Source organism: Bradyrhizobium sp. CCBAU 53415 (assembly GCF_028128735.1).
Lineage (GTDB): Bacteria > Pseudomonadota > Alphaproteobacteria > Rhizobiales > Xanthobacteraceae > Bradyrhizobium.
In genome coordinates, this window is record NZ_LBJF01000014.1 from 1 (window position 1) to 12,645 (window position 12,645).

Genomic DNA, 12,645 nt, shown 5'->3' on the forward strand with positions numbered 1-12,645 from the left:
TGGCCAAGCTCGCCGGCGGCGTCCACCGCCTCGACGGACAGCTCATGGTCGTCCTCGACGTCGATCGCGTCCTCGAGCTCGAAACCAAAGCGCAGATGGCTGCCTGAGCCAACGAAACCATCGAAGCCGGAGAACCAAAATGAAGACATGTTTGGTGGTCGATGATTCCAGCGTCGTACGCAAGATCGCGCGCCGGATCCTGGAAGGGCTGAAATTCGAAGTCACCGAGGCCGAGGACGGCTCGAAGGCGCTCGAGATCTGCCAGCGGCAGCTGCCCGATGCGGTCCTGCTCGACTGGAACATGCCCGTCATGGACGGTTTCGAGTTCATGGGCCACATGCGCCGCCTGCCCGGCGGCGACCAGCCCAAGGTGGTGTTCTGCACCACCGAGAACAACGTGGCTCATATCGCCCAGGCGCTCAGCGGCGGCGCCAACGAGTACATCATGAAGCCCTTCGACAAGGACATCATCGCCGACAAGTTCGCTGAAGTAGGTTTGATACCGGTCGGACAAACCATGGTCTGAGTGTGTCTGGCCTGCGTGTTCGGGCCAGAATGTTCCAGTGCAGCTTCCGAGAGGCCATCAGTGACCCCGACCGAGTATGAGTATCTGCGCAAGTTTCTGAAGGATAATTCCGGTCTCGACCTGTCCGCAGACAAGCAATATCTGATCGAAAGCCGCTTGTTGCCGCTCGCCCGCAAGGCCGGGCTCCCCGGCATCACCGAGCTCGTGCAGAAGCTGCAGGCCGGCTCGCGCACGCTGATCACCGACGTGGTCGAGGCCATGACCACCAACGAGACCTTCTTCTTCCGCGACAAGGTCCCGTTCGACCACTTCCGCGACACCATCATGCCCGAGATCATCAAGGCCCGGGCCGGCCGCCGCAGCATCCGCATCTGGTGCGCCGCCGGCTCGACCGGACAGGAACCCTATTCGCTGGCGATGTGCCTGAAGGAGATGGGCGCGGCCCTCACCGGCTGGCGCGTCGAGATCATCGCGACCGACCTGTCGCAAGAGGTGCTGGAGAAGGCCAAGGCCGGCGTCTACAGCCAGTTCGAGGTGCAGCGGGGCCTGCCGATCCAGATGCTGGTCAAGTATTTCAAGCAGACCGGCGAGACCTGGCAGATCAATCCCGAATTGCGGGCGATGATTCAGCATCGCCAGCTCAACCTGCTGCACGATTTTGCCCAGCTCGGCACCTTCGACGTCATCTTCTGCCGCAACGTGCTGATCTATTTCGACCAGGATACCAAGATCAACATCTTCAACCGGCTGGCGCGCCAGATCGAGCCGGACGGCTTCCTGGTGCTGGGCGCCGCCGAAACCGTGGTCGGTCTCACCGATACGTTCAGGCCGATTCCGGAGCGGCGCGGCCTCTACAAGCCGAACGACCCGCGTGCGGCAGCGGCCAGGCCGATGCCCGCCGGTGTGGCGCCGCGCTTGGCGGCAATGGCGGGACAATAAGCATGGCCGAGGATGGCAAGGGCGCGGAACGCGTGACGTTCAGCCGCGGTTATGATGTCTGCATCATGGCCATCGACGGCACCTGGCGGCGCGACTGCAAGCTCAACGCGATCTCCGACACCGACGCCATCCTCACGGTGGAGGGCTCGATCCAGGGACTGAATCTGAAGGAGTTCTTCCTGCTGTTGTCGTCAACGGGCCTCGCCTACCGCCGCTGCGAGCTGGTCCGCGTCAACGGCGCCGAAATGGACATCCAGTTCCTGCGCGGCAAGAACAGGAAGAAGCGCGGTGCGGCCGGCGGTCATGACGCCGCGGCGTGATCCGGCCGCAGCTGTCGCCACTCTTTCCGCCACGTTGCCCCACATTTGCTGAACGCATTCGAATCAATTGGCCGCAACAGCTTTACGTGGCCTAAGCGCGATCCGTGTATCCGTTGAAGGTCTCAATCTCAGGATACGGAAATGCCCAGAAGTTCCCTTTCCCCCATCCCGTCGAACCTGCCTGACGTCGCCGAGCGACGTGCGCTTCAGCTCCTGGTGGTCGACGACGACGCCACGCAGCGCCGCCTGATCGCGGTCGCCGCCAAGCAGGCCGGCCACGAAGTCACCGTGGCGCCATCCGTGGCGGACGCGATCGAGAAGCTCCGCGCCGCGCGCTTTGACTGCGTGACGCTCGATCTCGTGCTGGAGGATGGCGACGGCATCGACGTGCTGCGCGAAATGGCGAGCGCAAAATTTTCGGGCTCGGTGATCGTCATCAGCGGCATGGACGGCAAACGCCGCAGTGCCGCCCGCAGCTTCGCCCGCTCCGTCGGGATCGAGCTGCAGAGCCTGCCGAAGCCGCTCGACCTCGCGGCTCTGCGCATCAGCCTCGCCAATCTCGGCAAGATCGCGATGGGCTTGCCGGCGATCCATACCTGGGGGGGTGTCGCGACCGACGCGATCGTGGAACGGCACCGCGCCTGAGGCGCGGAGCTGCCATGCAATCGGCTGGGCGGCTCCGCCGCCGATCGACCTACGCCGGGCTGACGGATTCCGACAATTGTTGCAGGGCGTGGTCGAGCCCCGCCCGGCAGGCATTGAGCGCGGCGCTCGCCGCGGCATAACGGGGCGTGACGTCGTCGAGCACAAAAATCTCGGTGGAACCCGCGATGACGCCGAGGTGCCCAGCCACGTCCTCCTCCGCCATGGCTGCGTCGATCAGGCGCATGCTGATCTCGATGCGCGCGATCAGAGAGCGAAGCTCGGCCGCGATCAACTGACGGCTGTCGGTTGCAGACGTCGTCACAAGCGGGGGTGTGCCAGCGAAATTTAGCATGGGTATTCTCCGTGTCCCGCAATTAGGCACCTCGTCGCTACTTGTGCGTTAAGTCCATGTCCCGTACAAATACGGGTGGGCCGAATCCGCGCCTAACGCCATAAACGATTGGCGCGGACGCGAGTCCGTCATGCCAACGGGATGTGGCACATGGCCGAACAAAGCTCTCGCGGTGAAATCTTCGTGGTCGACGACGACCCTGCCGTTCGCGACACCTTGTCGATGGTGTTGAAGGCAGCGGGCTATGAGGTGATCTGTTTTGCGGACGGCGCGGCGCTGCTCTCCGTCGCGCGAAATCGCACACCGGCTGCGATCCTGCTCGACGTGCACATTCCCGGAAAGTCGGGTCTCGACATCCTGAAGGAGTTGCACGGCGAGGACTATCCGGCGCCGATCTTCATGATCTCCGGGCAGGGCGACATCGCGATGGCGGTGGGCGCGATCAAGAGCGGCGCCCTCGACTTCATCGAGAAGCCGTTCCGCGGCAGCGAGATCGTCGGCCGGCTCGACGAGGCGATTGGCGCCTATGCACGCAGGCAGGCGCAGAATGCGGCGCCGAAGTTCGGCTCGCTGCATTTCCCCGGACGCGAGCCGTTGACGCGCAGGGAGCGCGAGGTGCTGGAGCAGTTCGCCTCCGGTGCATCCAACAAGGAAGCCGGCCGTACGCTGGGCATCAGCCCGCGCACCATCGAGGACCATCGCGCCAACATCATGAAGAAGCTCGGCGCGCGCAATGCCGCTGATCTGATCCGCATCGTGATGACCGCGGCCCAGCGCGCGTCGTAAGTGGCTGATTCTCTCTCGTGCCCCGGACGCAGCGCATCATGCAATGATGTGCTGCTGAGCCGGAGCCCGTCTCTCCAACTTCACGGCTCAACATTCTGGGTCCCGGCTCTGCACAGCAGCGCTTGCGCGCCGCAGTGCGTCCGGGACACGAGAGCAATCACCCGCTCAGCGCCTTGCGGATGATCCGCGCCAGATCCAACTTGCGATAGGGCTTCGCCAGCAGCAGAACACCCGAATCCAGCCGGCCGTGATGGATGATCGCGTTCTCGGTATAGCCTGACGTGTAGACCACCTTGAGATCCGGGCGCGTCTTCGTCAGCTGGTCGGCGAGCTGCCGTCCGTTCATCTTGCCGGGCATGATGACGTCGGTGAACAGGAGGTCGAACGGCTTTCCGGTGGCGACGATCGCGAGCGCCTCCGCGGCGTTCGCGGCCTGCAAGGTGACGTAACCCAGCGAATGCAGTTGCGCCAGCACGTAGTCCCGCACCAGCCGGTCGTCCTCGACCACGAGGATCGTCTCGTGTCCGCCCTCGATCGTCGCCGGCGTCACGCCCTCGCCGACCGCCGTCGGCGTCTTGCCGGGCGGCAGGTACATCTTGATCGTGGTGCCGTGGCCTTCCTCGCTGTAGATCCTGATGTGACCTGCGGACTGCTTGATGAAGCCGTAGACCATCGAAAGCCCGAGTCCGGTGCCCTTGCCTGGTCCTTTCGAGGTGAAGAAGGGGTCGAACACCCTGGTCAGCATGTTCGCAGGGATCCCGGTGCCGGTGTCGCTCACGGCGATCAGCACGTAATGACCGGGGCGAACGTCGTTGACGTTGGCATAGACCTCGTCGAGATAGGCGGCGCCAGTCTCCAGGATCAGCTTGCCGCCGCCGGGCATGGCGTCGCGCGCATTGAGCGCGAGGTTGAGGATCGCGGTGGTGAGCTGGTTGGGGTCGACGATTGCGACGCAATTCTCGTCCTCGAACACCGATTCGATCTGGATATGCTCGCCCAGCGTCGGCCGCAACAGTTTCGCGGTGTCGACGATCAGCGAGTTGATGTCGATCTCACGCGGCTGGAGCGGCTGCTTGCGCGCGAAGGCGAGCAGGTGCTGGGTCAGATCGGCGCCGCGCGCGGCGGCCTCGTCGATCATCTTCGTGATGGCCGCGAGCTGCGGCTCCTTCGCGACCGCCTCTGCGAGGATCTCGATCGTTCCGGTGATGACGGTGAGAATGTTGTTGAAGTCGTGCGCCACGCCGCCGGTCAGCTGGCCGACAGCCTCCATTTTCTCGGCATGGCGGATGCGCTCCTCGGCGGCGATCTTGTCGGTGAGATCGCGGTAGAAGACGTTGAACAGCAGGCCCTCGCGGCGCTTCAGGGCGGTGACGCTCAGCTCGGCCCTGAATTCCTTGCCGTCTCGGCGGCGGCACATGAGCTCGTGGCGGCGGTTCAGCGTCCTGCCGTCCTCGTTCTCGAGGAAATGCTTCAGCCCCGCCCTCACCCTCTCGCGTTCGCTCTCGGCGACGATCAGATCGATCGTGTTCTTGCCGAGCACCTCGTCCCGGCGCCAGCCGAAGAGCCGTTCCGCCTGCGAATTCCAGTTCAGGATGCTAGAGGTCTCGTCGGTCTGGACGAAGGCGTCGAGCGAGGTTTCGACGATGTTGCGGGCGAGCCGCTCGCTCTCGCGCAGGGATTCCTGCGCGAGCCGTGCCTCGGTCATGTCGCGACCGACGAAGAAAAATCGATGCGCCGGCTCGGACCAGTTGCCGAGCCAGGACAGCCAGACCTCGTGGCCGCTCTTGTGGATGCAGCGGGTGTCGGCGAGCTTTGGACGCTCGCCGCGCCGCAAGGCGCGCATCTCGGCGCGCGACTGCTCCAGATGACCGGGATGAATGAAATCGGCGCCGCTGCGGCCGATCATCTCGGCGGGCCGGTAGCCGAGAATGGCTTCGCTGCTCGGGCTGATCTGCGCGATATGGCCCCGCGCATCCATGATCATGATGAGGTCCTGCGATGTCTCGAAGATCTGTCGCCGCTCCTCGATCTGGTGCTGCAGCGCCCGCTCGGCGCGCCGGGCCTCGGTCAGGCTGCGCGCGCTCCCGGAGACGCCGACGATCTCGCCGGATGGTCCCCTGATCGGCGAGAGGCTGAGCGAGATTTCGACCGGCGTGCCGTTCTTGCGCAGGCGCACCGTCTCGAACCGTTCGATCGGCTCGCCCCGCGCGATCCGCCGCAAATAGTCCTTGCCATGCTCGCGGCGGTCGGGCGGGACAATGATCGACGTGGGCTGGCCGATCGCCTCATCCGCCGAATAGCCGTAAAGGCGTTCGGCGGCCGGATTCCAGCCCGTGACGACCGCATCGAGCGTCTGCATCACGATCGCATCGTCGGACGATTCCACCGCGGCGCTGAACAGCCTCTCGCGCGCCGCGTGATGGCTTCGCGCGGCCTCGGTGCGGCGATGCTCCCGGATTTCGCGCTCGAGGGCGGCCGTCTTCACCCGCGTCTCCTCGACCATCCGCGCGAAAGCCCGCGCCAGCACGCCCGTCTCGCCGCTGGCATCGACGGGGATGTTCGCCGGCTTTCCGCGGCCGATCGCCTCCACGGCCGCGGTCAGGCGGCCGATCGGGCGGGTCAATGAACGCGCCAGCAACACCGCGAGCGCCGCCGCGGCGAGGATGGCAAGCACGCCGACCAGCACGGACGTCTTTTGGATGGCGGCCGGCACCCGGCCGAAGACGGCCGGGGGAATGGTCACGATGATCGCGACCCATTCCTTGCCCGCCAGCAGCGCCGGCGCGATCGCCGCGCCGTTCGGCCGGCCCGACTCGTCGGTCATGAGCCGTGTGGATAGGTCCGTGGTGCCGGCCAAGGCCGAGAAGAACGGGAAATCATCGCGCCAGTTGGTGCGGTGGCCGCGCAGCGAGCCGAACTCCCGCGCGCGATCGGGATGGATGAGATAATCGCCGCGCGAATTCACGAGGTAGATCTCTCCTCCTGAGGTCGCGCTCGAGCGGACGCGGTCGAGTGCCGGGCGCATGTCGATATTGGCGACGATGATGCCGAACGGCTTGCCGTCGGCTGTAAACAGAGGCATCGCGACCCGCAAAGTCGGAGCGTGAGCGGCCGTGGTTCCCCCGTGGCGGGTCGCGAGATCGACGGGAGACACGTAAATCTCGCCGGGCCCGAGCCGCATCGTTTCCTTGAAGTAGGTTCGGTCGCCCTTGCGCTCCAGTTCGCCGTCCGGGGCGATCCGTGCTCCTCCGTTCGGCCCGGAGCGATCGACACGGACCAGTTCGTGCTGGTCGTTGTCGACACCGATGATCCGAAACTGCCCATAGATGGGCTTGGCCTCGATCTCGGCCGCGAGCCGCGCCGCGATACGCTCGCGCCAGGTTCGTTCCGAGACGCCATCGGCGGGGTCGATTCCACCACCGGTGCGAGCGCGGATGAGGCCATTGATTGCCGCTGCGGCGCGATAGCCGATCAGATCGCCGCGCGCGCCGGCAACGTAGGATTCGAGATTGCTCGCGAGCAGGTGCGACTGGGCTTCAACCCGCTCTAGGACCCGCGGAATGACGGCCTGTGTGGTGTTGCGATAGCCCAGCCATCCGACTGCGGCCACGGTCACCGCCACCAGCAGGATCATCGCGATGGCCAGCCGCGTTGCCAGCGTCGTTGCTGGTCTCATGGGGATTTTCGCCGGGCTTGCCGTATCGTGCCTGGTCTGGCTCGGAGCGGAGGGGATGTCCTGGTCATCTGCAGCCATCGCCGGCGACCGTCACGTGATGACCAGCCCGTTCCCGTGGCTGGATGGTGATCTCCAAGGCCGGATCGTCATCCACGATCAGGATGTTGGCCACGTCTGAAATCCTCCAGGTCGGTGGGGAAAGTCCCCAGCGACCATAATCACAGCCATCAAAAACGTGAAATGGTTGCGCGGTTTCTCGTCTGCCGGCAAGCACTTCGGAGGCCCTCCGGCCTGAGGCCGTCGATTTATTGCGCTGCACCGTCCGTATGTACGCCTGAGTGCATAGCAGAGGTTCGCCTTCGGCTCGCCCAGCGCCTTGCCGGGTATGGATGGCCTGTGAGAAGAGCAGGGCGAATTCTTCGGACGGACAAGGAATAAAATGACCAGCAAGAAGAAGACGCCCGACCAGCTCCGCAGCGCGCGCTGGTTCGCGCCCGACGATCTGCGCTCATTCGGCCACCGCTCCCGCGCCATGCAGATGGGCTATGCTCCGGAGGAGTGGAAGGATCGCCCGATCATCGCGATCCTCAACACCTGGTCGGACGCGCAGCCCTGTCACATGCACTTCAAATCGCGTGTCGACGACGTCAAGCGCGGTATCCTGATGGCCGGCGGCCTGCCGCTGGAGCTGCCGGCGCTGTCGCTGTCGGAATCGCTGCTCAAGCCCACCACGATGCTCTATCGCAATCTGCTGGCGATGGATGCCGAGGAATTGCTGCGCAGCCATCCCGTCGATGGCGTGGTGCTGATGGGCGGTTGCGACAAGACCACGCCGGCGCTGCTGCTGGGGGCGACCTCGATGAATATTCCGGCAATCTATTTGCCGGCAGGTCCCATGCTGCGCGGGAACTGGAAGGGCAAGACGCTCGGCTCCGGCTCCGACGGCTGGAAATATTGGGACGAGCGTCGCGCCGGGAAGATCTCGGACAAGGACTGGCTCGACATCGAGGCCGGGATCGCCCGCAGCTACGGCACCTGTATGACCATGGGCACGGCCTCGACCATGACCGCGATTGCGGAGGCGATCGGCATGACCCTGCCGGGCGCCTCCTCGATTCCCGCCGCGGATGCCAACCACATCCGCATGGCCAGTGAATGCGGCCGCCGCATCGTCGAAATGGTATGGGAGGACCTGACGCCGAAGGTGATCCAGACCCGCAAGGCCTTCGAGAACGCGATTGCGGTTGCGATGGCGATGGGCTGCTCGACCAATGCGATCATCCATCTGATCGCGCAGGCCCGCCGCGCCGGCCAGGACATCGGCCTCGACGATTTCGAGACCGCGAGCCGCAGGGTGCCCGTCATCGCCAATGTGCGGCCGAGCGGCGACGCCTACCTGATGGAAGACTTCTTCTATGCTGGCGGCCTGCCGGCGCTGATGGGCCAGATCAAGCCGCATCTGCATCTCGACTGCATCACCGTCACCGGCAAGACGGTGGCCGAGAACATCGAGGGCGCCGAGGTCCACAACGCCGACGTGATCCGCGGGACCGACAATCCCATCTACAAGGAGGGCGCGCTTGCCGTGCTCAAGGGCAATCTCGCGCCCGACGGCTGCGTCATCAAGCCTTCCGCCTGCGCGCCGCGCTTCCTCAAGCATACGGGACCGGCGCTGGTGTTCGACGACTATCCCGCGATGAAGAAGGCGGTCGACGATCCCGATCTGGACGTCACCGAGGACCATATTCTCATCTTGCGCAATGCGGGGCCGCAGGGCGGGCCGGGCATGCCGGAATGGGGCATGCTGCCGATCCCGACCAAGCTCGTGAAGCAGGGCGTGCGCGACATGGTGCGCATCTCGGATGCGCGCATGAGCGGCACCAGCTACGGCGCCTGCATCCTGCATGTTTCGCCGGAATCCTACATCGGCGGTCCGCTGGCGCTGGTGCGGAACGGCGACCGCATCACGCTCGACGTCGCCGCGCGCACGATCAATCTCGACGTGAGCGAATCCGAGCTCGACAGGCGCCGCGCCGCCTGGAAGCAGCCCGAGCCTCGCTTCGAGCGCGGTTATGGCTGGATGTTCACCAGGCACATCAAGCAGGCGAATGACGGTTGCGACTTCGATTTCCTCGAGACCGATTTCGGCGCGCCGATCGGCGAGCCGTCGATTTACTAGCCCCGTCGATCCGGGGCGCGCCGCCTGGCGCGAGCCCGGAATCTATACTCCCGATCGTGGTTATGGATTCCGGGCTCATCGCTTCGCGATGCCCCGGAATGACGCGAAGAGAGAGCACGATGACCAAACTCAGCGAAGCCACCCGCAACAAGCTCAGATCCGTCGCCACCGCCACGGTCGCCACCGCCTTGTTCAAGCGCGGCCTGCGCATCCAGATGATCCAGGATGTCCGCCCCTTGAGCCCAGACCAGCCGACCATGGTCGGCGAGGCCTTCACGCTGCGCTACATGCCGGCGCGCGAGGATCTCAACACCATCGAGGTGTTCAAGGACCGTTCGCATCCGCAGCGCAAGGCGGTCGAGGACTGCCCGCCGGGCGCCGTGCTGGTCATGGATAGTCGCAAGGATGCGCGCGCGGCCTCGGCCGGTGCAATCCTGGTCACGCGGCTCATGAAACGCGGCGTCGCCGGCGTCGTCACCGACGGCGGCTTTCGCGATTCCGCCGAGATCGCCCGGCTCGGCTTTCCCGCCTACCATCACCGTCCCTCGGCGCCGACTAACCTCACGCTGCATCAGGCGATCGAGATCAACGTGCCGATCGGCTGCGGCGATGCGCCGGTGTTTCCCGGCGACGTCATTCTCGGCGATGCCGACGGCGTCATCGTCATCCCCGCGCATCTTGCGGATGAGATCGCCAACGAGACCTTCGAGATGACCGCGTTCGAGGACTTCGTCACCGAGGAAGTCGGCAAGGGCCGCGGCATCTTCGGCCTCTATCCCGCCACCGACCCGCAGACGCTGATCGATTTCGCGGAATGGCGGAAGAAGAACGGAAGGTAATGCGGCCCGAAGTTAGCGCGATATTCTCCGCTGTCGTCCCGGATCTGCGCTCCGCTTCGCTGCGCTTGTCCGGGACGATAGGGGTGGGTGTACTTACACCCCGGCCTCCGCCATCCCTGCCGCCCAGAGCGCGAACGCATAGACGATCGCGACCTCATCGAGCCGGTCGAAGCGTCCCGACGCGCCGCCGTGGCCGGCGCCCATGTTGGTGCGGAGCAGGACCGGGCCGCCGCCACGCATGGTGGCGCGCAGGCGCGCGATCCATTTGGCGGGCTCCCAATAAGTGACCCGGGGATCAGTAAGTCCGCCCATCGCCAGGATCGCCGGATACTCCTTTGCCGCGACGTTGTCGTAAGGCGAGTAGGACAGGATGGTGCGAAAATCCTTCTCGCTCTCGATCGGGTTGCCCCATTCCGGCCATTCCGGCGGCGTCAGCGGCAGCGTGTCGTCGAGCATGGTGTTGAGCACGTCGACGAACGGCACTTCGGCGACGATACCGGCGAACAGGTCGCCGGCGCGATTGGCAACCGCGCCCATCAGCATGCCGCCGGCCGAGCCGCCATGGCCGACAATGCGCTTGGCGCTGGTGTATTTCGTCTCGATCAGAGCTCGCGCGCTTGCGGCAAAATCGTCGAAGCTGTTCGTCTTCTTCTCGCGCTTGCCGTCGAGATACCAGCCCCAGCCCTTGTCGGCGCCGCCGCGGATATGGGCGATGGCATAGACGAAGCCGCGGTCGACCAGCGACAGGCGATTGGCGCTGAACGAGGCCGGCATCGCCATGCCGTAGGAGCCGTAGCCATAGAGCAGCAGCGGCGCGGTGCCGTCGAGCGCGAGCCCGCGGCGATAAAGGATCGAGACCGGCACCTCGGCGCCGTCATGCGATGTCGCCATGATGCGCGTCGTGACGTAGTCGGCGGCATCGTGGCCGGACGGAATCTCCTGCCGCTTGCGAAGGACGCGCGTGCGCTTGACCATGTCATAGTCGTAGACCTCCGACGGCGTGGTCATCGACGAATAGGAGAATCGCAAATTCGCCGTGTCGAATTCGTAGGAGCCCATCGTGTCCAGCGAATAGGCGGCTTCTTCGAACGATATCTCGTGCTCCTCGCTCGTTGCGAGATCGCGGATCACGATCGCCGGCAGCGCATGCGAGCGCTCCAGCCGCACCAGATGGCCGGCATAGAGGTCGATGTCGATGATGTAGAGCCCGGTGCGGTGCGGGATCAGGTCGCGCCAGTTGCTGCGCTCGGGTGCGGCCAGCGGCGCCGTGACGATCTTGAAGTCGATGGCGTCGTCGGCATTGGTGAGGATGAAGAGCTCGTCGCCGCGATCGGCGAGCGAATATTGCACGCCCTCCTCGCGCGCCGCGACCAGCCGCGGCGGCGCCTCGGGATTGGCGAGATCGATCAGCCGCTGCTCGCTTGTCTCGTGGTCGCCGCCTGCGATCACGCAGAAGCGGCCGCTGGTGCTCTCGTGCAGATGGGTGAACCAGCCGGCATCCTGCTCTTCATAGACCAGCGTGTCGTCGGCCTGCCTCGTTCCCAGCCTGTGCCGCCACACCTGCATCGGCCGGTGATTGTCGTCGAGCTTGACGTAGAAGAAGCTCTTGCAGTCCGCGGCCCAGACCACGCCGCCGTCGGTCTCCTCGACGACATCGTCGAGATCTTTGCCGGATCCCCAGTCGCGTACGCGGATCGAGAAATATTCGGAGCCCTTGGTGTCCGCGCTCCAGGCCTGCAGCTTGTGGTCGTGCGAATGCCGGCTGCCGCCGAACTTGAAATATTTGTGGTCCTTGGCGAGCGCGTCGCCGTCGAGCACGATGTGGGCTTCGCCGCCGTCGCGCGGCATGCGGCCGAACAGCTCGTGCTGCCCGCCCTCGCGAAACCTGCGGAAATAGGCGAAAGGACCGTCCGGCGACGGCACGCTGGAATCGTCCTCCTTGATCCGCCCGCGCATCTCGCGCACCAGCGTCTTCTGCAGGGGCGCGGTGTGGCCGAGCAGGCTCTCGGTGTAGCCGTTCTCTTCGTCCAGATATTTGCGGATATCGGGGTCGAGCACCTTGGGATCGCGCAGCACCTCCTGCCATTTCCCGTCCTTCAGCCAGGCATAGTCGTCGGTCACGGTGATGCCGTGCCGCGTGAAGGAATGCGGCCGGCGCGGGGCGACGGGCGGCTTCGAAGGCGTCTTGGCTTGTGTCACTCGATCCTCGTTCGTCTCACCGATACTCATCTCGTCATGCGCGGGCTTGACCGGCGCATCCATCAAAGACGAAATCTTCAGCGATGGATTGCCGGGCCAGGCCCGGCAATGACGGCCGTAGAAGGCGGCGGGTCGGCCATAATATGGCGACAGGCACCGGAATTGCCAGCGCTGGCACGGCCAG

At 65.1% G+C, this 12,645-nt stretch carries 10 protein-coding genes and 2 pseudogenes; 8 read left to right on the forward strand and 4 right to left on the reverse strand.

The features are described from left to right. The 5 genes and pseudogenes from XH87_RS08450 to XH87_RS08470 all read left to right on the forward strand — a co-directional run. Positions 1–107 (forward strand): annotated as a pseudogene (locus tag XH87_RS08450) (chemotaxis protein CheW); the annotation flags it as partial. A gap of 32 nt (positions 108–139) precedes the next feature. Continuing rightward, positions 140–526 (forward strand): response regulator, encoded by a 387-nt coding sequence (locus XH87_RS08455; RefSeq protein ID WP_035716260.1) that lies wholly within the window; start codon positions 140–142, stop codon positions 524–526. A 60-nt stretch (positions 527–586) separates the two neighbouring features. After that, the gene (locus XH87_RS08460) at positions 587–1,465 is read left to right on the forward strand and encodes a CheR family methyltransferase (protein WP_271586902.1); all 879 of its coding nucleotides are present in this window, start codon (positions 587–589) and stop codon (positions 1,463–1,465) included. A 2-nt stretch (positions 1,466–1,467) separates the two neighbouring features. Then, positions 1,468–1,785: a hypothetical protein gene (locus tag XH87_RS08465; RefSeq protein ID WP_011083221.1), complete on the forward strand. Its 318-nt coding sequence runs from the start codon at positions 1,468–1,470 to the stop codon at positions 1,783–1,785. A 141-nt stretch (positions 1,786–1,926) separates the two neighbouring features. Beyond that, the gene (locus tag XH87_RS08470; RefSeq protein ID WP_035716253.1) at positions 1,927–2,430 is read left to right on the forward strand and encodes a response regulator; all 504 of its coding nucleotides are present in this window, start codon (positions 1,927–1,929) and stop codon (positions 2,428–2,430) included. A 49-nt stretch (positions 2,431–2,479) separates the two neighbouring features. On the opposite strand, the gene XH87_RS08475 is transcribed toward XH87_RS08470, so the two are convergent. Next, positions 2,480–2,782, reverse strand: a complete 303-nt coding sequence (locus tag XH87_RS08475; protein WP_271586903.1) for a hypothetical protein — start codon at positions 2,780–2,782, stop codon at positions 2,480–2,482. A 150-nt stretch (positions 2,783–2,932) separates the two neighbouring features. On the opposite strand from XH87_RS08475, the gene XH87_RS08480 reads away from it, so the two are divergent. Further along, on the forward strand, positions 2,933–3,568 hold the full coding sequence (locus XH87_RS08480) for a response regulator transcription factor (protein WP_035716263.1): 636 nt from the start codon (positions 2,933–2,935) through the stop codon (positions 3,566–3,568). A gap of 157 nt (positions 3,569–3,725) precedes the next feature. Here XH87_RS08480 and XH87_RS08485 read toward each other — a convergent pair whose 3' ends face one another. After that, complete coding sequence (locus tag XH87_RS08485) at positions 3,726–7,244, reverse strand: PAS domain S-box protein (RefSeq protein WP_271586904.1); 3,519 nt, start codon at positions 7,242–7,244, stop codon at positions 3,726–3,728. A 73-nt stretch (positions 7,245–7,317) separates the two neighbouring features. Continuing rightward, positions 7,318–7,416: pseudogene (locus XH87_RS08490) on the reverse strand (response regulator); the annotation flags it as partial. A gap of 267 nt (positions 7,417–7,683) precedes the next feature. On the opposite strand from XH87_RS08490, the gene araD reads away from it, so the two are divergent. Both araD and XH87_RS08500 read left to right on the forward strand, forming a co-directional pair. Beyond that, a complete protein-coding gene (gene araD / locus XH87_RS08495) occupies positions 7,684–9,423 on the forward strand; it encodes an L-arabinonate dehydratase (RefSeq protein ID WP_271586905.1) in 1,740 nt (579 codons plus the stop codon). 119 nt (positions 9,424–9,542) lie between these two features. Further along, complete coding sequence (locus tag XH87_RS08500) at positions 9,543–10,262, forward strand: ribonuclease activity regulator RraA (protein WP_271586906.1); 720 nt, start codon at positions 9,543–9,545, stop codon at positions 10,260–10,262. Positions 10,263–10,355: 93 nt separating this feature from the next. On the opposite strand, the gene XH87_RS08505 is transcribed toward XH87_RS08500, so the two are convergent. Continuing rightward, positions 10,356–12,461 (reverse strand): S9 family peptidase, encoded by a 2,106-nt coding sequence (locus tag XH87_RS08505; RefSeq protein WP_271586907.1) that lies wholly within the window; start codon positions 12,459–12,461, stop codon positions 10,356–10,358. Between the last annotated feature and the right edge of the window lie 184 nt (positions 12,462–12,645).

Bases quoted from the DNA above. Each gene is read 5' to 3' on its own strand.
- XH87_RS08455 (WP_035716260.1), top strand. From the start codon at position 140: ATGAAGACATGTTTGGTGGTCGATGATTCCAGCGTCGTACGCAAGATC.
- XH87_RS08465 (WP_011083221.1), top strand. From the start codon at position 1,468: ATGGCCGAGGATGGCAAGGGCGCGGAACGCGTGACGTTCAGCCGCGGT.
- XH87_RS08470 (WP_035716253.1), top strand. From the start codon at position 1,927: ATGCCCAGAAGTTCCCTTTCCCCCATCCCGTCGAACCTGCCTGACGTC.
- XH87_RS08475 (WP_271586903.1), bottom strand. From the start codon at position 2,782: ATGCTAAATTTCGCTGGCACACCCCCGCTTGTGACGACGTCTGCAACC.
- XH87_RS08480 (WP_035716263.1), top strand. From the start codon at position 2,933: ATGGCCGAACAAAGCTCTCGCGGTGAAATCTTCGTGGTCGACGACGAC.
- XH87_RS08485 (WP_271586904.1), bottom strand. From the start codon at position 7,244: ATGAGACCAGCAACGACGCTGGCAACGCGGCTGGCCATCGCGATGATC.
- araD (WP_271586905.1), top strand. From the start codon at position 7,684: ATGACCAGCAAGAAGAAGACGCCCGACCAGCTCCGCAGCGCGCGCTGG.
- XH87_RS08500 (WP_271586906.1), top strand. From the start codon at position 9,543: ATGACCAAACTCAGCGAAGCCACCCGCAACAAGCTCAGATCCGTCGCC.